We start from the raw sequence: 22907 nt of genomic DNA, 5'->3' as shown, positions 1-22907 counted from the left end.
TGTTCCTCCTGAAAATGAAAGTAATTAGTTAGTTGCAAACTTAGGCGCTGAAGGCTTGCTCGCGCAAGGCGCAAGAATTCCCCGACTGCGGGTTAGGTCGCGGCGACGTCGAACGCTGGACACCACTACGCGCCTCTTTCGACCAGGCCGCCGCCCGCGCCTACCTAGAACAAGTTCGCCGGCGGCCGGCGGGCAACAGCCGCTCGATCAGGAGTGTCACCTCTGACCTCATGGTGTCCATGCGACGCCGCAGCGGCGGATCGTGGCCTCGGCGCCGCGGAGGCGTTTCGGCCGGGCGGAGCCAAGGCCCGCCCGGATCGTTGTCAGTCCGTGGGCCTGTGCGAGCCGCCGGGGCTGGTGGAAGGTCAGGCAGGCGTAGAGCGCCCGGCGTGCGGGGCTCTCGCCGTCCGGAAGGCCGATCTCGTAGACCTCCAGCTCGTCCCGGTAGGCCAGCAGGGTGACCGCGCCCTCGACCCCGTCACTGGTGACCGCGTGCGCGACCAGCACCGTCACGTCCGGCAGAGCTTCCCACTGATCCATCCGGTAACGGACGAGTTCCGAGTGATCCACCATGCCCATGCGCCGGTTGTGCGCGGCGATCAGGTCCGGCCCGGCACCGCGGTACTCGCGCCAGCGCACGGTCTCCGCCTTGATTGCGTGGGCGTCGATCTGGCGCTCACCCTGCCGGATCGTCTGCCGCACGGGTCGGGTCAGCGAGTCGAGCGAACCGAGGACGACCTGCTCCGGGTAGGCGAAGTCCTCGAACTCGGCCAGCCACCGGACCGGCCCGAAGATGGCCTCGGCGAGTCGCTGCTGCCGCTCGCCGAGGAAGCCGAGGAAGACGTCCCGGCCGCGCAGCTCGGGCACCAGCACGTCGGCGACCGCGGCCACCACGTCCGGATCACCGGCGCAGCGCAGGCTGCCCCGGATCTCCAGCCGCCCGCCCACCAGGGCACTCCGATCCGGGTCCGGCGCCACCGGAAGACCCCAGTCCCGGGGCGAGTGGATCTGGTCCGACCACTGGGTGCCGTGCCCCAGGAAGACCGGTACGGCGGCGCGGAGCCGGGCGCCGTCGCGAACGACGACGTAGCGTGGCTCCCAGCGGGGATCGACCGAGTGCTGCGTCAGCCGACCGTGGCAGCCAAGCGCGCCTAGGTGGGGGTCGAGGTCGAAGACTTCATCTTCCCCGACGCCGTCGAGGCTCTCGGTCAGCCGCACCGTGAGTGCCATCACCGGCCCCCCTGTTCGAGAGCGTGGTATTCGAGCGCGGTGACCGACCAGCTGAACCCGGCGCCGCTGCCGGCGAGCAGCACCAGGTCCCCGTCCACGAGCACCCGCTCGTCCTGAAGCCTGCGCAGAGCGATCAGGGTGTCCGCGCAACCCATGTGGCCGAGCTGGGCATGCTGATAGACGCTACGTTCGACCGAGAGGCCGAGCGCGGCCAGGACCCGGTCCTGGATGTTCTTGTCGTTCTGGTTGAAGAGCAGGAAGCGTACGTCGGGCAGCTTCCGGCCGATCTTGCCCAGGGTCTGCTCGGTGAGCGCCACCAGGTTCTCGACGTACGCCTCGCCGAGGCCTTTGCGGCGGCCTCGCCGCCGCATGTGGACGCCGGTCTCGTGATAATCGCCGACGAAGTAGTCACACCAGACTGGATCGGTTCTGGCCGTCCCGTCCAGGTAGGCGAACAAGCTGTCGGCGCCAACGAGTACGGCGGCGCCGGCGTCACCGAAGTTGAACAGAGCTTTGGCATCGGGGTCGCGGCGGTCCACGGCCCGGGCGAACTGCTCTGCGGCAATCACCAGCGCCTTTTCCATCGATCCGGGCGCCAGCCCTTCGATGGCGAGCCGGATGCCGAGAGTGAGCGCGTTGCAAAAGTTGGCGACCTCGAAGCAGTGCGCCTGCGTGATTCCCAGCTCGTCGGCGACCTTGGCGGCGGGCGACCAGGCGGGTGCGTCCCAGAAGCCTGCGCCCGCGTAGATCACCCTGGTGATGTCGTCGGGGTCGGTGCCGGTGCGGTCCAGGACGGTGATGGCGGCGTCAACGGCCAGTTCCCACGCCTGTTCGCCGGGGCCCAGCGCGGGGAACTCCCGGCAGTGGGTGATCCCCAGGATCTCCGGCACAGAGACACCGGACGTCTGGTGAATCTGCTCGACGGTGATCCGGCCTGGGGGGAACACGACCTCGAAGTCGATGAGTCCGGCCATGGTCATCCCACCCCCTGCCGCACCTGGTTCAGCCTGGCCAGGCCGGAGAGCACGGCGTCGGCTGGGACGCCGAAGTCAATGAGGCAGGCCACCTCGTCAACCCCGATGGCGCGGAACCGCTCGACCGTGTCCTTGGCCTTGGTCACGGTGCCGAGCAGGCCGAAGCCGAAGTAGTCGTCGAAGGCCCGGCCGACGAGGAACTCGATGTCCTCCTCCGGCAGCTGCGTGAGTGCCCGCCCGTCCAGGTGTGCCCCCAGGAACAGCTCGAGTGAGCTGCGCATGTATCCGGTGAGGGGCGCGCGGACCAGCTCCCGTGCGGTCTCCTCGTCCTCGTCCAGATAGGTGTGAATCATCAGGGCCACGTGGCCCTGCGTCCCGGTCGGCAGCGCCACCCGATATTCGGCGATCTTCTCGGCGAGGCCGTCGAGGTCCTGGTCGAGCAGGTGGGTGAGGACCCCGGCGCCGAGCCGTCCGGCCAGGCGGAAGGTCTCAGCCCCGCCCGCGCTGGTGACCCAGATCGGAAGCTCCCCCTGGACCGGCGGCGGATAGATCCGCACCTGCTGGGTCTGCCCGACGCCGTTAGTCGCCGGCACGGAGTCGCCACGCCAGAGTGCCCGGACGGTCTCCACATACTCCCCGAGCAGCCGCCTGCGGTCGGGGTAGTTCTCCGGCCGGAGCGCGAAGTCGCCGGCATGCCAGCCGGAGGCGAACGAGACGCCGGCCCGGCCGCCGGAGAGGTTGTCGACCACCGACCATTCCTCGGCGATGCGGATCGGGTGGTGCAGCGGCGCGACGACGCTGCCGGCGCGGATCTGCACCCGCTCCGTGATGGCCGCGATCGCCGCGCCGGTCACGGCGGGGTTGGGGTAGAGGCCGCCGAACGGGTGGAAGTGCCGCTCAGGGGTCCAGACGGCGGTGAATCCGTTCGCGTCGGCGAACCGGGCGCCCTCCAGCAGCAGCCGGTAGCGGCTGTCCCGGCCGGCGGCGCTGTCGTCGGCGAAGTAGAACACGCTGAAGTCCACTGTTGACCTCACTTAGGAATCGGCCGGTACGGCGGGGCCGACCGGCTTTCGGGTGCGCTCCGCCCAGCGGGTGAGCGGCTGCGCGACGATGGCCGCCGCCAGGAAGACGGCGCCCCAGATGATCCAGCCCGCGCCGCCGAGGGCCGCGAGCACCGTGGTGATGGCCAGCGGCGCGAGCACGGTGCCGAGCTGGGTCGACGTCTCGAACAAACCCTGGTACTGGCCCTGGGCGCCGTCGGGGGCGAGGCCGTAGCTGAGCGACCAGGCGCCGGCGCTGTGCAACATCTCGCCGAGCACGTGGACGAGCGTCCCGGCCAGAAGAATTCCACAGGCCGCCCAGAGCGGTTGCCCGGCTGAGATGGCGGAGATCGCGCAGCAAGCGGCGAGGGCCAGTCCGGCCCGGCGCCAGGCGCGCGCTCCCCCGGCGACGTCCTCGCTGCCCCGGCTGACCCGGACCTGGAAAAGGATCACGGTCACGGTGTTGACCAGCAGCAGCACCGTGAAGAAGGCAGGTGGGGCCGTGGTGTGTGTGCTGATCCAGACCGGCATGGCGACGATGAGTACGGCGTCGCTCAGTACCAGGACGCTGTTGACCAGCGCTACCGCCGCGTACGGCAGGTCGCGCAGCACCGTCCAGCGCGGCCCGTCCCCTGTCGATGGCACGGCGGGCACCGCCGGGACCCTCAGGAAGGCCAGCCCGGACGCGGCGAACAGCGCACCGGCCACGAGGATCAGGGTGAGGTAGGCGGCGTGCGTGTCGAGCAGCAGACCGAGCCCGCCCGCGAGGGCGCCGAGGGCGACGCCGATGTTGGCGGTGGAGCGCATGTGCGCCAGCGCGCGCGACCGCTCCCCGGACGGCAACAGACCGCCCAGCAGCGCGCCGCGCGCCGCATGCGCCGCGGACTCGGCCCCGAGCACCACGACGGTCGCGCCGAGCAGCCCGGGGAACCCGGTGACCAGCGCGTATCCGCAGGCTGCGACGCCTAGGAGGACGAGCAGCACGATGGTCACCTGGCGCGCTCCCCTGACGTCGGCGAGCCGCCCGGCCGGGACGCCCGCCCACATCCCGACGGCGGCCCCGATCGTGAGCGCGAGCCCCACCCGTTCGGGCGCGATGCCGATCACCCGGGTGAAGTAGAGCACGCTGATGGTCATGACGATGCCGTGGGCCGTGGTCTTGGCCAGGTTGCTGAGCGCCAGCAGTCGGATGATGCCGGCAGGCGGGATGATGTCACGGAGAAACGACATGTGCGTTCCCCTGAGCCGCGAGCAAGGCGGGCCGGTCGATCTTGCCGTTGGGATTGAGCGGCAGCGCGCTGCGGTGGTGCAGTCTCCGCGGCACCATGTGCAGCGGCAGGTAGGCCCGCAGCCACCCGACGAATTCCCGCTCCGGCACGGGTGTGCCCGTGTAGAAGCCGACCAGCTCCGGGGCCTCCCCCACGGCGACGACCACGGCTTGGGTCACACGGGGGTGGCGCGCCATGACGGCCTCGATCTCGCCCAACTCCACCCGGTAGCCCCAGATCTTCAGCTGGTGATCGAGTCTGCCAAGGTGGACGAGCTGGCCTCCCTCCCACCGCACCCGGTCTCCCGTCCGGTAGAACGCCTCCGGTCCCGGTACCACCCCGTCGTACGGCACGAGCCCGTCGTCCGCCCAGACCAGGAACCGGCCTCTGTTGTCCTCCGGGTTGAGGTAGCCGGCGAAGCGCTGCACGCCCCGAACGCACAGCTCTCCCTCGGCGGCGGGCCGTCCGCTCTCGCCGGCGATCACATGGTCGAGGTTCTCGTAGACCGGCCCGATCGGCACCGTGTCGTTGGACGTCTCCGGCCACGCGCGCGGGTCGGCGGGCAGGCGGTACTCCGTGCACGCCACGGTCAGCTCCGTCGGGCCGTACACGTTGTCGATGCGCGCGTTCGGCGCGACGGCGCGCCAGGCGGCGGCCTGCCGATAGGTGAGCTGCTCTCCGATGAAGACGCTCTGCCGCAGCGCCAACGGCCGGCCCGCTCGCAGGCTGCCGAGGTTCTCGCTGACCGACACGATCGACGGCACAGAGAACCAGTGCGTGATGGCGTTGTCGCTCAGGTAGTCCACCGGGCTGAGCAGCTCCGTACGGCTCGGCGAGATCAGTGTTCCGCCGCCGCCCCAGGTGACGAAGAGGTCGAAGATCGACGGGTCGAAGGTCAGGTCGAAGGTGTGGGAGGCTCGGCACCCCGGGCCGATGCCGAACCGGGCGATGTTCCGGGCGACGTACGGCGCGGCGTTGCCGTGGGTGATCGGCACGCCCTTGGGTGTGCCGGTCGAGCCGGAGGTGAACAGGATGTAGGCAACGTCACCGGCCGTGGGCTCGGGCAGCATCTCGGGCAACATGCCCGGGCGCGGGCAGGCCACGTCGGCGTCGCGGAGCCGCAACACCGTCGGGGCGTCAACGCCGGGATGTCCCGTGCTCGCCAGCTGCGCCGTGCCGTACTCGTCGGCGAGCAGCACGTCGCAGCGGACGGCACGGCAGATCAGCTCGTTGCGGTAGACGGGGTGGCCAGGATTGAGCGGCACGACCGCGGCCCCGAGCCGGAGCGCGGCCAGGTATCCGGTGAACGCCGTCACGCTGCGGTCGGCCAGGAGCGCCACGCGGGCGGGTGGGACGCCGTGGGCCGCAAGGACGATCGCGGCGAGCGCCTCGGCGCGGCGGTGAAGCTCCCGGTAGCTCAGCACCTCGCCGGCGACCTGGAGCGCCGGCGTATCCGGGAATCGCTGGGCGGATCGCGCGAACCAGTCGTACAGCGTGGGCATCACGACGCCTCCCTGCTGCCCGAGGCGGCCAGGTCGACGGCGTGGACCCGCATCGTGGTGGGTGGCGCCTGGCGCTCCGGGACCAGGTGGAGGCGGTCCACGCCACCCTCCGCCGGGGGAAGCACCGCCGCGCACGGGCAGCATGTCTCGGTGAACCCGGCGAACCGGTAGGCGACCTCCATCATGCGGTTGCGCGCGGTGCGCCGGAGATCCGCCACCAGGTGCGCCCCGGCCGCGGCGGTCTGTCCGGAGAGCCAGCGCAGCAGCACCGCGCCCGCGCCGAAGGCGACCACCCGGCACGAGGTCGCGAGCAGCTTGAGATACCACACATCCGCGTGCCGTGCGAGCAGCACGACACCGATCGCGCCGTGCGGGCCGAACCGGTCGCTCATCGAGACCACCAGCACCTCGTGCCCGGGGTCGGTCAGCAGCGCCCGTAGCGCCGCGTCCGGGTAGTGCACGCCAGTCGCGTTCATCTGGCTGGTGCGCAGGGTGAGCTCCTCGACCCGGCGCAGGTCGGTCTCGTTCGCCCTGACGACCCGCATCTCCATGCCGAGACCGCGCAGAAACTCCTCCTCCGGCCCCGCGAACCCGGCGCGCGCGGTGTCGCGGGCGAACCCTGCCTGATACATCACGCGTCGGTTCCTGGAGTCCTCGGTCACGGTGGCGGGGGAGAACTCAGGCAGGTCGAGCAGGCGGGCGGCCTGCTCGGCTGGGTAGCAGCGGACCTCGGGCAGATGGTGGGCGACTTCCGCGCGCTCGGCGGGCTGGTCGTCGATGAAGGCGATGGCGCGGTGGGCGAACTGGAGCCGGTCGGCGATCGCCGCGACCGAGGCGGACTTCGCGCCCCAGCCGATCTGCGGCAGCACGAAGTACTTGGCGACACCGAGCTTCTCCAGCCGCTCCCACGCGTAGTCGTGATCGTTGCGGCTGGCCACCGACTGCAGGATGCCCCGCTCGTCCAGCGCGGCGATGACCCGCCGGATGTCGTCGCCGAGCCGTACCTCCCGGTCTTCGAGCAGTACGCCCTGCCAGAGGGTGTCGTCCAGGTCCCAGACCAGACATTTGATCGTCGTAGGGATCATGGTCAGACCTCCCAGAGGGTCGCGGCCCAGGCAGCGACCGGGCTGTTGTTGAGGACCAGCACGTGGTCACCGGATTTCACGTCACCACCCGTGAGCAGGCGGTCCAGATTGAGGACCACGTCCATCGCGCCCAGGTGTCCGAGGCCGGCCAGATGGGCGCCGCACACCGGGTGGACGGGGAGACCAAGCAGGGTCTCGTAGAACCGGTAGGCCGACGCGGTGACGTTCTGCATCAGCGTGGCAGCGACCTGCTCCTTGCCGATGCCGGCCTCGGCGAGGACTTCGCCAACCATGCGCCCGAGCCGCTCCCGGCTGTGCAGAGCGAGCTCGAACCGGTACCGGTCGGGCGAGGCGCAGACTTCGCGCCACTCGTACCAGGGCGCGGTGCGGTAGTCGACCCGGAACAGATCGTGAAAGCCGCCGTTGGTCTCCATCCGGTGCGCCCGCAGTACCGGCCGCCCGCCGCGGACGATCGTCATCGCGTAGGCGCCGTCGCCGATGACCGTGACCGGGTATCGAACCCGGTCCACCCCGACCGGGAGGCTGGCGTGCGTGATCAGCACGCTGTCCCGGCGCGGGTCCGCCAGCAGGAGGTCGCGGGCGAGCCCCCAGGCCGCGCTTGACCCGGCGCAGCCCAGGCCGTCCACGGTGAACGCGAACGCCGACGGCAGCTCGATCTCCGCCTGCACCTGGCACACGTCGGAGCCGAGCAGCACGTCAGGGGCTCGCGGCCCGACCATCAGCAGCACATCAGGCTCGCCCGGGACTCGGTCGAGCAGCTCGCGGCAGGCCTGGGCAGCCGGCGCGGCGTTCGACGAGCCCTTCGGGAAGACACTGATCGTCCGAATGCCGCACTCCCGGGCGAAGGCGGCCTCCTCGTGGCCGAGCAGCTCCACCTCAGGCAGCGCTGCGACCTCCCGCCGCTGCGGCGGCAGCACGCAGCGGATCGCGCCGATGCCGATATCCGGGCTCATGTCCATCTCTCCCGGGCGTGCCGGGCCAGCAGGAGCTGGCTGATCTCACTGCTGCCCTCGATGATCTCCATCAGCTTGGCGTCCCGGTAGGCGCGTGCCACGACGTGTCCGTCGCGGGCGGCCGCGGACGCGAGGACCTGGACGGCGCTGGCGGCTCCCGCGGCCGCTTGGGTGGCCGCGAAGTGCTTGGCCGCGACCGCCGCGCCGGCGTGCCCACGCGATCCGTCCGCCCAGGCGCGGCTCGCGTGTTCGCACATCCGCGTCGCCGCCTGCTCCGCGACGTGCAGCTCGGCCAGGCGCCGCGCCACCAGCTGATGCTCGGCGAGCGGCTGTCCGAACTGCTCCCGGGAGCTCGCATACCGTACGGCGGCGGCCACGCAGGCCCGCAGGATGCCGACGCAGCCCCAGGCGACCGAGAGCCGCCCGTGCGTGAGGATCGCGGTGACAAGCCAGTCGAGCGGCAGGCCCGCCCCGCCGAGCAGATGCCCGGCGGGGAGCGTCACGCCGTCCAGCTCGACCCTGGCGTGCCCGGCGGCCCGGCAGCCGAGCAGGTCGGTGACCGGGCTGACCGTGACACCCGGCGCGTCCGTCGGGACGAGAAGCGCCGCACCGCCCTCAGCGAGGCGGCCTTCGCCGTACCGGCCGAACACGACGATGAGCCCGGCGTAGGCGGCGCCGGTGACCCAGACCTTCGTCCCGGAGACAGTGACCTGGTCGCCCTCCCGGGTGATCTTCGTCGACATGGCGGCCAGGTCGCTGCCGGCCTGCGGCTCACTGAACGCGACCGCCGCCGTCATCCCCGAGGTCAGCTGCGGCAGCCAGGCCTCCTGCTGCAGCCGGTCGCCGAACCGGCGTACGGCCCAGGCCGCCATGCCCTGCGAGGTCATCAGGCTTCGCAGCGAGGAGCAGAGGCTGCCGGTGTGCGCGGTCAGGGCCCCCACCTCGACACCGGCCAGGTCAAGCCCGCCGAACTCGGCTGGGACGTCGGGGCAGAGCACGCCGCTCGATGCAAGCCGCCGCACCACGTCCGCCGGCATGCGCCCGGCCCGGTCCCACGCGTCGGCGCGGTCTCCCACGGCGTCGGTGACCGCCTCCGCGGCGATCGCGAAACGATCAGCCATCGCCGCCTCCGCTGAGCCGTAGGACGAGGGCGGCGATGGCGTCGATGGTGCGGAAGTTGCCGAGCGTGAGATCCGGGCCTTCCACAGTGACCCCGAACGTGCTCTCCACGTGCACTACGAGCTCCAGCGCGAACAGCGAGGAGACCAGGCCGGACTCGAACAGGTCGAGGTCGGCCGAGACCTCCGCCCTGGTCTGCCTCCGGATGACCTCCGCGAGATCGGCGCGGATCGCCTCGGCGAAGGCTGACGTGTTCATCGTGCTCCCTCGTAGTCGAAGAACCCTCGACCGGACTTGCGGCCGAACTCGCCGGCCTTCACCTTCTCCAGCAGCAGCTCGCAGGGGCGGTAACCGTCGTCGCCTGTACGCTCCCAGAGCACCCGCAGCGAGTCGGCGACGTTGTCCAGGCCGATCAGGTCGGCGGTGGCCAGCGGGCCGGTCCGGTGACCGAGACAGCCGGTGAACGCGGCGTCGACGGCAGCGGGGGTGGCGACGCCGTCCTGGACGATCCGGCCAGCCTCGTTGATCGCCCGCTGCAGGATGCGGTTGATCACGAACCCGGGGCCGTCGCCAACCAGCACCGGGGTCTGGCCCAGGTCGGCGAGGAGCCGCTCCGCCGCGTGGATCGCCGCGTCGCCCGTGCGCGGGCCGCGGATCAGCTCGACCGTGCGGATCAGGTAGGGCGGGTTCATGAAATGGATGCCGACGAGGTCCTCGGGGCGGGCGACGTACCCGGCCAACTCGTCGATGGGAATAGCCGAAGTGTTGGAAACGATCAGCGTCCCCGGGGGGACCCGGCCGGTCGCCGCGGCCAGTGCCCTGGCCTTCATGTCGAGGTGTTCGGGAACCGCCTCGACCAGGGCGGTCGCGCCCGCGACCCGGTCCAGCCCCGTGGTGGTCTCCAGCTCCCCTGCCGGGGTGTCGTTCGGCAGCGACCCCATGAGCCTGCCGAGCCGTACCTGCTGGGCGACGCCTGCCCGGGCGGCGGCGAGTACCTCCTCGTCGACGTCGACCAGGACGACCGGGAAGCCGCAGCCGGCGGCCAGCGCGGCGATGCCGGTGCCCATCACCCCGGCACCCAGAACGGTGATCATCGCCCCTCCCCCATCAGGTGACCGATCAGATCCCGGGCCAGGTCGTCACGACCGGCCAGGAACTCGACGCCCCGGCGCAGCGTCTCGCCCGTCAGCTGCGGGTCCAACGCGGTACGGCGCAACCATGGTTGCCAGCCGGCGGCCTGTACGGCATGCGAGTCGTCGTGTCCTTCGAGCTCCAATAGGGCGGCCGCGGACAGGATCGGGTTGCCCTTGGCGAGGGCGAGCGTGCGGACCCGTTCCTGCCACTGCGGCAACGGCACCGGATCGGTGGGCAGGCCTGCCGCGCTGAGCAGCCCGAAGAGGCCACGTAGGCTGATCCCCCGCTCTGCGACCAGGTGGTAGGCGCGGCCCACCGAGCCGGGGATGAGCGCCAGCTCGGCGATGGCCCGCGCCACCAGGTCGACGGGCGCCATGATCAGCGTCCGGTCGTCCTCGGGGTGCGCGCCCACCGCCAGGCCGCTGATCAGCGCGAAGTAAATCAGGTCCTTGTCGTTCCCGGCCCCGGTCCGGCTGGACGCCATGATCAGACCGGGCCGGAACACGCGGACCCGCAGGCCGTCCTCCTCGGCCCGGGCGAGCAGCCGCTCACAGACCCATTTGCTCACACCGTAGCTGCCCGCCTGCGGGTCGAGCGCCTGCTCCCTGGTCTCCAGGTAGCGGTTGCCGGCGCCCATCGCGGGCCCGGCCGCCGCGATCGAGGACACGTAGGAGAAGTCGCGGATGCCGTGTTCCCTGGCCCAGGTCAGCAGCCTGGCCATGGGCCGGACGTTCTCCTCGCGGAGCGTGCGGTAGGACTCGGTGAAGACCACCTTCGCGGCGCAGTGCACGATATGACCGACCCTGCGGCCCAGCTCGCCGTCGCGGAACTCCGCCGTCATCTTGGGTAGGTCCCGCAGGTCGCCAGGGACGGCGCAGACCCGCTCCGGGTCGGGCTCGGGCAGGTAGAACTTTCGGGCCGCCGCCCGTAGCCGTTCCAGGCCGGATGCCTCGTCTTCGGCCCGGACGGGGCAGTAGACCCGGCCCGTGGTCCGCTCCAGCAGCTCGGCAAGCAGGAAGGCGCCGAGGAACCCGGTCGCACCGGTCAGCAGCACGTCCTTCCCCCGCGAGCGCACGCGGGCGGGCGTACCCAAGGGGAGTCTCAGATCCGCGTCGATGAGCGCGTCGTCGCCGACGTCGAGGGCGTCGTCGACGGCGTCCGGCGTACCGGTGCCGGCTCGGATCAGCTCGGCCAGGCGGCGGACGGTGACCTGGCTTCCGCCGGCGCGGTGCACGTTGACCGTGCAACCGAATCGGTCGCTGATCTGCATGGCCAGCTGTACGGCCAGCAGTGATGTGCCGCCCAGCGCGCCGAACTGGTCGTCCGGGCCGATCGCGGAGGTCCCGAACAGGTCGCGCCACATGGCGAGCAGCGCCACCTCGACGGTGTCCCCGGTCGGCTCCTCGGTCTGCCCCGCCGGCGCCGATACTGCCTTCTCGGTGGGGCTGTCCTCAGCGGCGAGGGAGAGGCGGTCGAGCGCCCAGTAGCGCTGGCGGGTGAACGGGTAGGTCGGGAGGGCGACCCGGCGGCCGGAGTCCGGCCAGAGCGCCGTCCAGTCGACCCTCACTCCGTGCAGCCACGCTTCAGCGAGCGCCGCGTTCACCTGCTCGTGAAGGTCAGCGTCCCGCAGCTGTGAGTCATCCAACTCCGGCCCGCCGATATTGACGATGTAACGACCCTCGCCTACCGGCCTGGCGTCGGGGAACACCTCGGCGCCGGGCAGAGCAGCCCGTAGCAGCGCCCGCATGTCCTCCGGGACGGCAAGGTCGGTCGGCATGACGAGCACGGCCTTCCGTTCGCCATCCACCCGGGCGGTCCTGGCCAGGGGCGGGCGGGGCAACCGTAGCGCGGCGGCCAAGCGGCCCGGCTCGGCGGTCACCACGCGGCGCTCCTGGAAGCTCCGCCGGCCGACTCGGAGCGTGTGGGCCACATCCGCCACCGGTAGGTCACCCCGTTCCAGGGCGTCGGCGAGGCTGCCGGAGAGCCTGTCGAGCTCGGTGCGGTTCCGCGCTGACAACAGCAGCCGGACCTGCCTCCCCTCGCGTACGGCGGCCGGCCGGGTGGGCGCGGGTGGCGGGCCCAACACGGCCGCCGCGTTGGCGCCGCCCATGCCAACCGAGTTGATCAGTACGAAACACTCGTCTGCGCTAAGGCCGGGCTCCGCCGAGATCGTGAACGGGCTCTCGATTAGCATGCCCGGATCGCGCGGCCGTTCGAACGACGGGTGCGGCGGCAGCGCTCCGGTACGGGCGATGTGCACGGCCTTGATGAATCCCGCGATGCCCGCGGTCGGACCGGTGTGCCCGATGTTCGACATGACGGAGCCCAGACGGCAGTATCCGGTGCCGGAGCCGGTCTCCCGGAGCGCCTCCGTCAGCGCCGCCAGCTCGACTTGGTCACCGAGCGGGGTGGCCGTGCCGTGGGCCTCAACGTAGCGCAGACGGTCCCCCCGGACCCCGGCGACCCGCAGCGCCGTGCGCACGACCCGGGAGATGCCGGCGGGGCTCGGTGCCACGTACCCGATCTTGTCGGTGCCGTCGTTGCCGACGGCGGTGCCGTGCAGTACGGCGAGTACCTGATCTCCATCACCGAGCGCGTCGGCCAGTCGCCGGAGCACGACGACGCCCACGCCGGAGCCGTGGTTGGTGCCGCCGGCCCGGTGGTCGAAGGAGCGGCACTGCCCGTCAGTGGAGAGCGCGTGGCCAGGTATGTGCCGGTAACCGAGCAAGGGCTCCTGTACGGCGGCGCCTCCAGCGAGAGCGATGTCGCATTCGCCCGCCAGCAGGCTGAGCGCCGCGTAGTGCAGCGCGTACAGCGACGACGAGCAGCCCGACTGGACGCTCAGTGCGGGCCCGCGCAGGCCGAGCTTATAGGCGGTACGGGAGGGCATGAAGTCGACTTCACCGCCCAGGGTCAGGTCGAGGTCGGCGACCGCCGCGGCGACCCCTTCGGCGCGGGCCTTCGCCACGAAGAGCGCGGCGGAGTAGGGTCCGCTGCCGCTGCCCGCGAATACACCGACCGTCGCGGTGTCCGTGCTGGCGATGTGCCCGGCCCGTTCCAGTGCCTCCCAGCAGACCTCCAGGAAGACGCGGTGCTGTGGGTCGATCAGCCCGGCCTCGCGCGGCGTGTAGCCGAAGAAGTCGGCGGCGAACTCGGCCACGCCGGGCAGCCGGGTGCCGATGCGAACGTAGTCGTCCCCGTGGAGCGTCGTGTCAGCGACGCCGGAAGCGCGGAGCACGTCCTCCGGCAGCGGGCGGAGCGAGATCACGCCATGGTCGATGTTGGACCAGAACGTCTCGGGCGTCCATGCGTCCGGGAAGCGGCAGCCGACGCCGACGACGGCGATCGCGGTCTCGCTCATGCCGTTCCCTCGGGCTGAGCGGCGGCCCGCCGCTGCCCCAGCAAAGATCGCCGCTGCTCCGCCGGGTGGGCGCTCGCCTGCTCAGCCGTACGGCTCAGCAGGCCGGCCTGGGACAGGACCGTTCCGTGCTGGAACAGCTCGGACAGGCGGAGCGGATGCGCGGCCAGCGGCTGTAGCTGCTCCCACAGCATGACAAGCAGGAGCGAGTTGCCGCCCACCTCAAGGAAGTTGGCGTCCACCGGCACACTCTCGGCGGAATCGCTGCGCAGGACGTCGGCCCAGGCCTCACGGACCCGCAACACAAGATCGTCATGCATGACAGTCATGAGAATTCGCTCCTTCTTCTCAGTTGCTGCGGCTCGGATACCGTCGCGGCGTGGGCGGCGGCCTGCGCCCGCAGCGACTCATCGAAGATCATTCCGCCGCCCAGCTCGGCGTAGCGGCGCGGCACGACGCCGCTGGTCCGGCGCAGGATGGTGACACTGTTCTGGGTGAGCTTCTGGGGCTCCAGCAGGTTCACCAGCTCGAACTCCCCGGGCTGCCGGTGCGCTAGGTAGCTCAGGAACGCCTCGCCCTCTGGGTAGGTCATCAGGTAGTGCATGACGATCAGCCCGCCGTCCGGGTTGATCAGATCCCAGAAGTTGTCGACGAAGTAGAGGCACTCCCAGGCGTCGACCCAGGCGAAGTCGATGGGCCGGAAATCCGCGGGGAAATGCCCCACGCAGTCGCGCAGGTCCGCGTTGACGACCGTCACCAGAGGGTCAAGCCCCAGATCGCACAAGACGTCCCAGACCTTTGCCGAGGACGACTCGGGAACCGACAGGTCGTCGACGGCGACGAGCCTCGGCCGGTACGACTCGGTGTAGAACCCGGGAGCCAAGAGCGCAGGGTCGGCCTCCAGCCACGCGTCATCCAGCGGCGCGCCGCCATCGAGGTACGGCCTGGACTTCGCAGCCAGCGCCGACGACTCGGCCCGGATCTCGTCGGCGATCTCGGCGAGCGCCCTGGCCAGGAACGGGGTGGTGTAGCCCATGCCGACCTCCAGCACCCGCTGCGGGCGCACCACCTTGAGCAGCGCGGCAAGCAGCGGAGCGACCGCCTCGGTCCCCATCACGGGGACCCGCAGGGCCTCGACGACTGCGCGGAATCCCTCATCCGCGGTGTGCACCGTTACCCCCCGCCCCTTCGCCCAGGGCCGGGCGCGGCACGACGGCCGCGACCTCAACCTCGATGACCGCCTCAGGCAGGAAGAGGCGTGAGACCTCGACCGTGGTGCTGGTCGGCGGCTGGTCGCCGGCCATGAATGTGCGACGGATCTCGCCGTACTCGGCGAGCCGATCCATGTCGGTCAGGTAGGTCCGGATGTTGACGATGTCGCCGAAGGTGGCGCCGTGCGCGTCGAGGATCTTGCCGATGACGTCGAAGATGTACGCGGACTGGCCGTGCATGTCCCCAGGGGCGACGACGTTGAGGTCGTCGTCGACGGCCACCTGGCCCGACAGCAGCAGGATGACACTGTCACCGATCTCCAAGCGGGCGATGTGAGAGTAGCGCCCCGCCGGTGGCTGCGGCACGCCGGAGGGGTTGTCGAAGGACTTGCGCAATTACTTGCCTCCATCGGTATAGACGAGATCGCGCGCAGTGCGATCGATCCGCCGTCCGGCAACCTGGAATTGGTAGGAAATTCGGTCCATGAGGGACTCGACTATCTCCGCAAGAGACTCATGATCCGGCGCCTCTCCCGCCACCAGGTCAAGGTCGTACGTATGCACCCCGCCGACCACGGCGCCTGGCCGCACCAGAGGGGTGTAACGGGTCACGCCCGGAACGTCATTGAGCATGCCGGTAATCGCGGTTACGATCCCGAATTCGACTGGCGCGGGCGTCGTGAATTGAAAGAAGACCCGATCCAAGTCAAGCGGCGACATCTCTATCCGTTCGTTCCTGGCGATTCCAATCGCAATGTCCGCGAGATCGATCCGAGCCGCTTCTCGGGCGAGTTCCGGAATCCAACCTCCGACTCGGCCGTTAACCTCGATAATGCGCGGCCCATCAGAGGTCAGCTTCATTTCGGTGTGCAGGATTCCCGACCTGACGTCCAACGCCTTGACGGCATTGTCGGCCAGCTTCAGGACGCTCTCCCGAGCGGCTGGATCGAGCCTGGCGGGCCAGAACTGGCCGCATTCACGGAACGGCGGCGCGAGCCGTAGCTTCCCCGTCACCGCGAAATGGCAGCACGCGCCGCGGTGCACCACTGTCTCGACCGAGACATAATCCCCGAAGGGCTCCGGGACGGCGGCGCCCCTCAGGTACTCCTCGACCACAAGGCCGCCCTCGTCACGGAGCAGCCTGGGCAGCAGCGCGCAGCCGGCCTCCAGGTCCTCGATCAGGACAGTGTTCCGGCTGCTCACACCCATGATCGGCTTGGCGACGGCGGGCAACCCAACCCGCCGCACGGCCGCTTCCCACTCGTGGACAGACCTGATCGTCACTGTCGCGGTGGCGTCCACACCGGCCGCGCGCAGTGCGCGTCGCTGCATATCCTTGCGGGTCAGTCGCTCCACCACCGTCGCGTCATGAGATGGCAGGCTGAGCGCCGTCGCGAGTTCGGACGTCGAACGCAGCATGGGTTCGCTGAACGTGACGACTCCTGTGACATCGTGGCGAAGGAGCGACTGAACGAGGCCCATGTCATTCAGGCCATAGACCGCGGCACATGATTCATTGAACAGCGGACGCATTCGCTGCGCGTGATCGGACGGCGCCAGGACGATGACAACGGGCCGCACCTCGGCCACCCGCAAAATTCCGGCCGGGCCGACGGCGCCCTGGTCGTAGACCACAACTACCGGCATTGACCTACCCGATCGCAGGACACTGTGCGCGAACGCGGCGCCGAAACCTGTGCCGCCCTCCGGTGAAGCGGGCAGGAAAAGCGCGCCGCCGCCTCCGACTTAACAACCGCAGCGAAAATCCCCTTGGCGGCGATTGCGGTAGGGACAAGAGTACGTTTGATGTTGATCACGGGAGATCGCTCCATGTGATTCGTGCATTCCAAGGCCGCTCACTTGTTCCAGCGAGTCATGTACTAAGTAAGCCAGATGACGAGGGCAGCGTCATGACACGAAAACTCGTGTCTTGACATAAGGGTGTAGGTCGATTATCGTGCGGACCCTTCGCGCCGCATCGAGCTGCCCCTGGTAATGGATCACGATATTGTGATCGATCAGTGGTGCGCGCCTATGGCGGCGTTGCGTGATTCTCGGCCCAACGGCCCTGGGTAGCGCCTCGGTCAGGAACACCCCGAGCATGCGCACCGTGCCCCACTGCGGCGCCCAGCCCAGCCGCGTGGCGGGCGAGCGCTTGTCGGCCCCGGTGTCCAGGGCCGCAGATTCCAGGCGGATGAACTGTTCGAGCTCGGCCACCGACGGCTCCTCGGGGAAGCGGCCGGAGCGAGCAACCTGCTCGTCGGAGATGAATTCGAACAGCATGGCCTAGAAGACCACTGAAGATCTTGCGTTGTGGCCTCGCCTCAGATGATGCGAGGCCAGACTCACTTGTGTGCAGGGTGAATGGGCTGGAGAACTGGTCGGTCCAGACGTGTGGCAGACCTGCCGGGAGCTGATCCCGTCAGGGAGTGTGTTCGCGTTCTTGGCTGAGCATCGCCAGGAACTGTTTCCGGCAGCGATGTTCGCCGACATGTATCCCTCGTCCAACGGGCGGCCGAGTATGCCACCGCAGGTGCTGGCCGCGGCGCTGGTCCTGCAGGCCCTGTACGGGGTGTCGGACGTCGAAGCGGTCCAGGAGTTGCGCTGTGACCTGCGCGTGAGCAGGGTGTACGGCTCCGGAGACCAGGCGGTGGCAGCGTTGGACGACGTGAGTACGGGTTCGCGCCAGGCACCTTCACCGCGGTGATGGGCCCGTCCGGTTCGGGCAAGTCCACATTGCTGCACTGCGCCGCCGGGCTGGATCGGCCAGCGACGGCAAAGTCGTCATTGACGGCACCGACCTCGGCCCGCTGACGCAGAACGAGCTGACGCTGCTGCGCCGCGAGCGGGTCGGGTTCGTCTTTCAGTCCTTCAACCTGGTCTCCGCCCTGACCGCGGAGCAGAACGTCGCCCTCCGCTACGCCTGGCGGGGCGCCGGCCCGATGCGGCGCAGGTGCGTGCGGCGCTGGCCGAGGTCGGGCTGGCCGAGCGGGCCCGGCACCGGCCCGGGGAGCTGTCCGGCGGCCAGCAGCAGCGCGTGGCGATCGCCAGGGCGCTCGTCTCCAAACCTGCGGTGATCTTCGCCGACGAGCCGACCGGCGCTCTGGACACCACGAGCTCCCGGTCGGTGCTGAAGCTGCTGCGTGGGCTCATGGATCACCAGGGTCAGACGGTGATCATGGTGACGCATGATCCGGTCGCGGCCGCGTTCGCGCACCGGGTGCTGTTCCTGGCCGACGGCGGGTGGTGGGCGAGCTCACCCGCGGGCCCTGGCGCTGAGGCGATCGCGGCCCGGATGGCGAGCCTGGAGGTGGCGGCATGCTGAAGCGAGCCACCAAGCAGGTGCCGCGCGATGCCCGGCAGGTTCAGAGCATGACAGGCCGCCGGGAGCGCGGAGACGACTCGCTCGCCCTGGCCTGGGATCTTGCGCGAGGCCGCTTCTTGTGCCGGGACTTGGCCATGAGCATCAGCAGGCTCGCCCCTGCCTCACCCAGGTGCGTGAGGGAGGAGTGGCGGAACTCGTGCAGGTCAAGCAAGCGGAACAGCAAGCGGCATCTCGCGTGCGCACCAAAAGCCGCCAGGACAAACCCACCCTCGCCGTCCGCATCAGCTAGCACACCAACGAACGCCTCAGCCACGCCAACGAGGAGACCGGCCTCGGCGTCTCCTGCATCGTCGAAGCCGCCCTCGTCGACTACCTCGACTTCCTCGGCATCCCCCGCGATGCACAACTTCCCCTCAACCCAGATGGCAGCCGCCCCAAGCGGGAACGCAGCGTGAAAAGACGCACCCGCCGGTCGCAAGAAGACGTCGACGACGTGCCCATCGGCCCGCGCATCACCCGCCAAACGGACGACCGGCTCACCGTCGCGTGCCTGAGCACCGCCACCGGCCCGCAGGACATGGTGGAGACCGCCCTCAGGGCATGGCTGCTCAAGCACGGCATCCCGCTCTACCGGCAGACGCCCGGCGCCTGACAATCGGAGACAGCCGAGCACTGGTGCCGGTCGCCCGGGTAAACCGCTGCACCCTTTTTGCACAATTTAGCTATATTGGCTAAGTGGGCGCACATATTATGTAAATATGTGTGCCGACAGGAACCGCGAAGATGAACTGCGGGCACTCGTGAGTATCGAAAGCGCCCGGCTCGCCAAACAGAAAGCGGAGAGCGACGCCGCCATGGCGAGGATGCAGGTTATTGCCGACCGTATTATCGGCGAAGTCCGGTCCATGCTAGAGGGCGCAAATAGTATTCTACACAAAGGTGCCGGAAGTGTATCCACCCTCAAAGAGGTAAGGAGCGTAGACTTCGGGCTCAAGTCGGAGTGGAGGCCATCTAGATTTGATCCCCTCAGACAGACACCCTATCCTTGGGGGCTTGATTACGACCACAGGAATTATGTTTTCCACGGCTGCTTGCTGTTGCCTACTCCACCGGCAAAGCGTGCATATCGTACCGGTAGGGCGCAGTACATAGGGTTCGTAGAGCCAGGCACGAGTTTGAAACCCATGTTCCACATCTCGTTCGTAGTAGTGCTCACCTGGGAAAAAAGCTGGGAGCACCTGACGTGGTGGGACAGACGTGCAGTGGAAGTTTCCAACAAACGTTGGCCAGGCCATATTTCGCTAGTTCACGAGGCGATACTTTCCGAGTCGTCCGAACTGGAACTGAAGGCCATGCAGGCGATCAAGGCAGAGCTGGCGAATGATATCGCTCGCATACTTGCGTAGAAGCTAACCCTGCTTGCCCGCGAGGGCAGGCGAACGACGCCGCCGAACGCCGAGAGCCACTTCGGTAGTTCAGTGAGGTGATCTCAGCGAAATAGTTCGGGCGATTGGGATTTTTGGACGCCGCTGAGGGCGTTCCAGGCCTTTCGAGAGGAGTCGCCGAAGGCCGGAAACAGACGTGGAGCCCCCGGTAGAAGAGCTCTCACCACAAGAACGCTCAAGGCCGAAAGGCTCCACGTGATTGCTCATCGTGCCACGCTCGACGTCTCCCGCGCACTCGTTCAATACGTCGCGCGACTCCTGCACCAAGAACGCCGACTGCGTGGCACCCCGCAAGGCAGCCGGGCTCTGAGCCCCTTCCGGCAGGCGGTCATGGTGGTGCGCTGGTTCCGCGGCGAGCACGACGTGCCCAAGCTCGGCCGTGACCATCGCATCTCCCGGGCCACCGCCTAACGCTACATCCACGAAGGCATCGCCGTTCTCGCAGCTCAAGCACCAGATCTGCATCAAGCCCTTGACCGCGCCCACGCCGAGGGACTGGCGTACGTGATCCTGGACGGCACCCTGATCCCGATCGATCGCTGCGCCGAGCAGACCATCAGCGTCAAAGGCGAACCCATCGACGCCTGGTACTCCGGCAAGGCCCACCAGCATGCCGGCAACCTCCAAGCACTGTCGGCACCCAGTGGGCTGCCGTTGTGGATCGGCGAGGTCGAGCCCGGCTCCGTCCACGACCTCACCGCCGCCCGCGCACAGGTGCTGGGCGCGCTGTACGCCGCAGCCGCAACCGGCCTGCCCACCCTCGCCGACAGCGGCTACGACGGCGCCGGGATCGGTATTCACACGCCGATCAAGCAACCCGACAGAAACCAGGTTCTCAGCCCGGACAACCGCACCTACAACCGGCTCCTACGCGCCCTGCGCTGCCTCGGCGAGCGCGGGTTCGCCCTGCTCAAAGGCCGCTGGCGGACCCTCCAGCACATCACGGTCAGCCCCAGCAGAATCGGCGACATCGCCCGCGCCGCACTTGTCCTCACCCATTTCGAACACGACTACCTACCGGCAATTCGCTGAGATCGCGTCAGTGATCCACTTCGCCGCTGGGATTCGGTGAAACGCCTTCGGGCCTGCTCCGGGGCTGGCTATGGTCCGGCTCGTGCCGGTGGAATTTCTGAGCGATGAACAAGCTGAGGGACGACAACCGTCCCACCGCGGTCACCAACCCGGGTCCTTACGGTTAGGAAACACCCGCTGCTCTACTCCTGATCCACATGACGTACCGAACTTCACTGACGGCGCTGGCCCTGGCGCTGGCGGGGTTAGCGGCGCATCCTTCCGCGGTGGGCGCCACCGCTTCCGTCGCCGCGAGCGTTCGCGCCATCGCGAACCCCAGCTCGAGCTCCGGCGTGTCTTCCGTGCGGTGGACATCCTGCCCGGCCTACTCCGATGAGGTGATCCGCAGTCTGGGCGTGGCGGAGGACAAGGTTGCGGCGTTCCGCTCCTTGATGAAGCGCCTGGAGTGCGGCACGGTCAGCGTCCCGCTGAACCATCGTGACCCCGCCGGGCGGAAGATCGACCTCGCGGTGACCCGGCTGGCCGCCACGGACGAGGCCCACCGGCTCGGCGCCATCGCCGTCCTGCCGGGCGGGCCGGGCAACAGCGGATATCTGGACCCGGTCCTGCGGGCCTCGCTCAGGAACGAGGAGATGGCGGGGCTCAACGAGCGATACGACATCATCGGCTTCGACCCGCGCGGGGTCGGGTACAGCACCAAGGTCGCCTGCACCTTCTCGCCAAACGACCCGCAGGAGCCCGGCACGCTGAGCAAGGAGGCGGCCAGGAAGATATACGATGCCCAGGTCGCCGCCAACCAGAAGTGCGGACGCTCTGACCCCGCCTTCCTCGGACAGCTCACCACCGAGCACGTGGCCAAGGACCTGGACCTGGTACGGACCGCGCTGGGTGAGAGCAAACTCAACCTGCTCGGCTTCTCCTGGGGCACCTATCTGGGCATGGTGTACCGCAGCCTGTTCCCCGGGCACACCGGACGGGCCTTCCTGGACAGCGTGGCGCCGCCGTGGACCCGTATTGACGAGCACGCCAAGGACAGCGCGGAGGCGGCCGAGCGTAACTTCGGGCGCATGGCCGCCTGGCTGGCCCGCCGCGACGGGACCTACGGTCTCGGTGCCACCGCACGGACGGTGCGCGAGGAGGTGGCGAAGTTGGTCAGTACGTACGACAAGAGCCCCAAGATCTACACCGACCTGCAGCGGCCCATCGACGGCTCGGCCGTGGCCGACCTGGCCAGGCGCAACTCGACCGAGTGGGTGCGCGCGGGCAAGGCGCTGGCCGAACTGCGGACGGCGACGGGCACCACCGCCCCGCCCACCGTCAAGGAGCTGCTCGGCGCTCCGATGATGGGGACGCCCGTGCCCGGCGCGCCCGAAACACTGAACATGACCATGAACCGGGCCGTCGCGTGCAACGAGGACAGCAGCCGGGCCGGTTTCGACACCGCCTGGCGTGACTACGAGCAGTTCGTGAAGCGCCATCCGGCGACCGGCCGGTCCTGGGGACTGCCTGTCATGTGTCCCGGCTGGCCGCTGCCGGTGCAGCAGGCCACGTTGAAGCGGAGCAGCGGGTCACTGGTGCTGGCGGGTCACCTGCACGAGTTCATGTCCGTCTACGACTGGACGCTGCAGACGCGGCGCGCCATCGGCGGCACCGTCTACACGGTCGCCGACGACGTGCACGTGTCGACCATCCGGGTGCCCAGGTGCGCCGCCGACGTGGTGCGGTACTTCGAGACGGGCCGGATCGGCAAAGGTTGCGAGGGCAGCGCAATCCCGAGCTGACCACCGGCGCTCCGCGCGCGGCGGACGCGGATCCTCGCCACCGCCCTCCTCGAGTTCGCGGAGAACGGCTACCGCGGCGGGGCAGGTTCCCGACGGCTATGTGCGGGACGTGGTCGAACGCGTGACTCCCAGCGTGTTGGCGGCGGGCGGCCGGGCGGTTCCAGGCCGAGGAGATCTTGGCCGAACACGTCGAGCACACCGTCGATCTGCTGCTGAACGGCCGCAGTTCTGACCGAGCGGGTGAGGGCGAGCCGGGCTGCCGTCGTGTGGTTGGGTTACCACCTTGCCGACGGGAGTGCGCGGCTGATCGCGGCGCGCGGCTGGCCGTTCCCGCCGTCTAGATGACTGATTCCAAGCCGTACGGCTGAGCGTCAATGGTCGTAGGCGGTGAGGGATCGGGCGGTGGGCCGGCCGGTCTTGTCGTTGTGC

Annotated in this window: 20 protein-coding genes and 2 pseudogenes; 5 read left to right on the top strand and 17 right to left on the bottom strand. The window is 69.2% G+C overall.

Annotated elements, in window-relative coordinates; genetic code table 11:
• Window positions 1-228 precede the first annotated feature (228 nt).
• From ACWENQ_RS40795 to ACWENQ_RS40720, 16 genes are all read right to left on the bottom strand, one after another.
• Window positions 229-1230, bottom strand: a complete 1002-nt coding sequence (locus tag ACWENQ_RS40795; RefSeq protein ID WP_452419101.1) for a hypothetical protein — start codon at window positions 1228-1230, stop codon at window positions 229-231.
• Window positions 1230-2204, bottom strand: coding sequence for a 3-oxoacyl-ACP synthase III family protein (locus ACWENQ_RS40790; protein WP_452419099.1), 975 nt, complete (start codon window positions 2202-2204; stop codon window positions 1230-1232). Before ACWENQ_RS40790 ends, ACWENQ_RS40795 begins: the two co-directional genes overlap by 1 nt.
• 2 nt (window positions 2205-2206) lie before the next feature.
• On the bottom strand, window positions 2207-3226 hold the full coding sequence (locus tag ACWENQ_RS40785; RefSeq protein ID WP_452419097.1) for a MupA/Atu3671 family FMN-dependent luciferase-like monooxygenase: 1020 nt from the start codon (window positions 3224-3226) through the stop codon (window positions 2207-2209).
• Window positions 3227-3238: 12 nt separating this feature from the next.
• Entirely contained in the window at window positions 3239-4474 is a 1236-nt protein-coding gene (locus ACWENQ_RS40780) for an MFS transporter (RefSeq protein WP_452419096.1), read from the bottom strand.
• On the bottom strand, window positions 4458-6014 hold the full coding sequence (locus ACWENQ_RS40775; protein ID WP_452419183.1) for an AMP-binding protein: 1557 nt from the start codon (window positions 6012-6014) through the stop codon (window positions 4458-4460). Before ACWENQ_RS40775 ends, ACWENQ_RS40780 begins: the two co-directional genes overlap by 17 nt.
• Window positions 6014-7099 carry an HAD-IIIC family phosphatase gene (locus ACWENQ_RS40770; RefSeq protein WP_452419094.1) on the bottom strand — a complete coding sequence of 362 codons (1086 nt, stop codon included), beginning with the start codon at window positions 7097-7099 and terminating at the stop codon, window positions 6014-6016. The genes ACWENQ_RS40775 and ACWENQ_RS40770 overlap by 1 nt, the downstream gene beginning before the upstream one ends.
• A 2-nt stretch (window positions 7100-7101) precedes the next feature.
• Complete coding sequence (locus ACWENQ_RS40765) at window positions 7102-8079, bottom strand: 3-oxoacyl-[acyl-carrier-protein] synthase III C-terminal domain-containing protein (protein WP_452419092.1); 978 nt, start codon at window positions 8077-8079, stop codon at window positions 7102-7104.
• The gene (locus tag ACWENQ_RS40760) at window positions 8070-9194 is read right to left on the bottom strand and encodes an acyl-CoA dehydrogenase family protein (RefSeq protein WP_452419091.1); all 1125 of its coding nucleotides are present in this window, start codon (window positions 9192-9194) and stop codon (window positions 8070-8072) included. Before ACWENQ_RS40760 ends, ACWENQ_RS40765 begins: the two co-directional genes overlap by 10 nt.
• Window positions 9187-9450, bottom strand: a complete 264-nt coding sequence (locus ACWENQ_RS40755; protein ID WP_452419089.1) for an acyl carrier protein — start codon at window positions 9448-9450, stop codon at window positions 9187-9189. The genes ACWENQ_RS40760 and ACWENQ_RS40755 overlap by 8 nt, the downstream gene beginning before the upstream one ends.
• On the bottom strand, window positions 9447-10286 hold the full coding sequence (locus tag ACWENQ_RS40750) for a 3-hydroxyacyl-CoA dehydrogenase family protein (protein ID WP_452419087.1): 840 nt from the start codon (window positions 10284-10286) through the stop codon (window positions 9447-9449). The genes ACWENQ_RS40755 and ACWENQ_RS40750 overlap by 4 nt, the downstream gene beginning before the upstream one ends.
• Window positions 10283-13687: a thioester reductase domain-containing protein gene (locus ACWENQ_RS40745; protein WP_452419085.1), complete on the bottom strand. Its 3405-nt coding sequence runs from the start codon at window positions 13685-13687 to the stop codon at window positions 10283-10285. Before ACWENQ_RS40745 ends, ACWENQ_RS40750 begins: the two co-directional genes overlap by 4 nt.
• Window positions 13684-14004 (bottom strand): acyl carrier protein, encoded by a 321-nt coding sequence (locus ACWENQ_RS40740; protein WP_452419083.1) that lies wholly within the window; start codon window positions 14002-14004, stop codon window positions 13684-13686. Before ACWENQ_RS40740 ends, ACWENQ_RS40745 begins: the two co-directional genes overlap by 4 nt.
• 5 nt (window positions 14005-14009) lie before the next feature.
• On the bottom strand, window positions 14010-14855 hold the full coding sequence (locus ACWENQ_RS40735; protein WP_452419082.1) for a hypothetical protein: 846 nt from the start codon (window positions 14853-14855) through the stop codon (window positions 14010-14012).
• Window positions 14839-15291: a RidA family protein gene (locus ACWENQ_RS40730; protein WP_452419080.1), complete on the bottom strand. Its 453-nt coding sequence runs from the start codon at window positions 15289-15291 to the stop codon at window positions 14839-14841. Before ACWENQ_RS40730 ends, ACWENQ_RS40735 begins: the two co-directional genes overlap by 17 nt.
• The gene (locus ACWENQ_RS40725) at window positions 15292-16530 is read right to left on the bottom strand and encodes an ATP-grasp domain-containing protein (RefSeq protein ID WP_452419078.1); all 1239 of its coding nucleotides are present in this window, start codon (window positions 16528-16530) and stop codon (window positions 15292-15294) included.
• Window positions 16531-16803: 273 nt separating this feature from the next.
• Window positions 16804-17178, bottom strand: coding sequence for a DUF4158 domain-containing protein (locus ACWENQ_RS40720; RefSeq protein WP_452419076.1), 375 nt, complete (start codon window positions 17176-17178; stop codon window positions 16804-16806).
• 196 nt (window positions 17179-17374) lie between these two features.
• Here ACWENQ_RS40720 and ACWENQ_RS40715 point away from each other — a divergent pair.
• Window positions 17375-18220: pseudogene (locus tag ACWENQ_RS40715) on the top strand (ABC transporter ATP-binding protein).
• A gap of 40 nt (window positions 18221-18260) precedes the next feature.
• Here ACWENQ_RS40715 and ACWENQ_RS40710 read toward each other — a convergent pair.
• On the bottom strand, window positions 18261-18431 hold the full coding sequence (locus tag ACWENQ_RS40710; protein ID WP_452419074.1) for a hypothetical protein: 171 nt from the start codon (window positions 18429-18431) through the stop codon (window positions 18261-18263).
• A gap of 240 nt (window positions 18432-18671) precedes the next feature.
• Between ACWENQ_RS40710 and ACWENQ_RS40705 the strand changes: the two genes are divergently transcribed.
• From ACWENQ_RS40705 to ACWENQ_RS40690, 4 genes and pseudogenes are all read left to right on the top strand, one after another.
• Window positions 18672-18872: a hypothetical protein gene (locus tag ACWENQ_RS40705; RefSeq protein WP_452419072.1), complete on the top strand. Its 201-nt coding sequence runs from the start codon at window positions 18672-18674 to the stop codon at window positions 18870-18872.
• Between the two features lie 106 nt (window positions 18873-18978).
• On the top strand, window positions 18979-19626 hold the full coding sequence (locus tag ACWENQ_RS40700; RefSeq protein ID WP_452419070.1) for a hypothetical protein: 648 nt from the start codon (window positions 18979-18981) through the stop codon (window positions 19624-19626).
• Window positions 19627-19860: 234 nt separating this feature from the next.
• Window positions 19861-20697, top strand: a pseudogene (locus ACWENQ_RS40695) (HARBI1 family protein).
• A gap of 377 nt (window positions 20698-21074) precedes the next feature.
• Window positions 21075-22478 carry an alpha/beta fold hydrolase gene (locus ACWENQ_RS40690; protein ID WP_452419068.1) on the top strand — a complete coding sequence of 468 codons (1404 nt, stop codon included), beginning with the start codon at window positions 21075-21077 and terminating at the stop codon, window positions 22476-22478.
• Window positions 22479-22907: the final 429 nt, after the last annotated feature.

It is taken from the genome of Nonomuraea sp. NPDC004354, assembly GCF_053602555.1.
Note: the sequence above shows the minus strand (reverse complement) of the source record. Positions and strands in the feature narration are given on the sequence as shown.

Bases quoted from the DNA above. Each gene is read 5' to 3' on its own strand.
- ACWENQ_RS40795 (WP_452419101.1), bottom strand. From the start codon at position 1,230: ATGGCACTCACGGTGCGGCTGACCGAGAGCCTCGACGGCGTCGGGGAA.
- ACWENQ_RS40790 (WP_452419099.1), bottom strand. From the start codon at position 2,204: ATGGCCGGACTCATCGACTTCGAGGTCGTGTTCCCCCCAGGCCGGATC.
- ACWENQ_RS40780 (WP_452419096.1), bottom strand. From the start codon at position 4,474: ATGTCGTTTCTCCGTGACATCATCCCGCCTGCCGGCATCATCCGACTG.
- ACWENQ_RS40775 (WP_452419183.1), bottom strand. From the start codon at position 6,014: ATGCCCACGCTGTACGACTGGTTCGCGCGATCCGCCCAGCGATTCCCG.
- ACWENQ_RS40770 (WP_452419094.1), bottom strand. From the start codon at position 7,099: ATGATCCCTACGACGATCAAATGTCTGGTCTGGGACCTGGACGACACC.
- ACWENQ_RS40765 (WP_452419092.1), bottom strand. From the start codon at position 8,079: ATGGACATGAGCCCGGATATCGGCATCGGCGCGATCCGCTGCGTGCTG.
- ACWENQ_RS40760 (WP_452419091.1), bottom strand. From the start codon at position 9,194: ATGGCTGATCGTTTCGCGATCGCCGCGGAGGCGGTCACCGACGCCGTG.
- ACWENQ_RS40755 (WP_452419089.1), bottom strand. From the start codon at position 9,450: ATGAACACGTCAGCCTTCGCCGAGGCGATCCGCGCCGATCTCGCGGAG.
- ACWENQ_RS40750 (WP_452419087.1), bottom strand. From the start codon at position 10,286: ATGATCACCGTTCTGGGTGCCGGGGTGATGGGCACCGGCATCGCCGCG.
- ACWENQ_RS40745 (WP_452419085.1), bottom strand. From the start codon at position 13,687: ATGAGCGAGACCGCGATCGCCGTCGTCGGCGTCGGCTGCCGCTTCCCG.
- ACWENQ_RS40740 (WP_452419083.1), bottom strand. From the start codon at position 14,004: ATGCATGACGATCTTGTGTTGCGGGTCCGTGAGGCCTGGGCCGACGTC.
- ACWENQ_RS40720 (WP_452419076.1), bottom strand. From the start codon at position 17,178: ATGCTGTTCGAATTCATCTCCGACGAGCAGGTTGCTCGCTCCGGCCGC.
- ACWENQ_RS40700 (WP_452419070.1), top strand. From the start codon at position 18,979: ATGTGTGCCGACAGGAACCGCGAAGATGAACTGCGGGCACTCGTGAGT.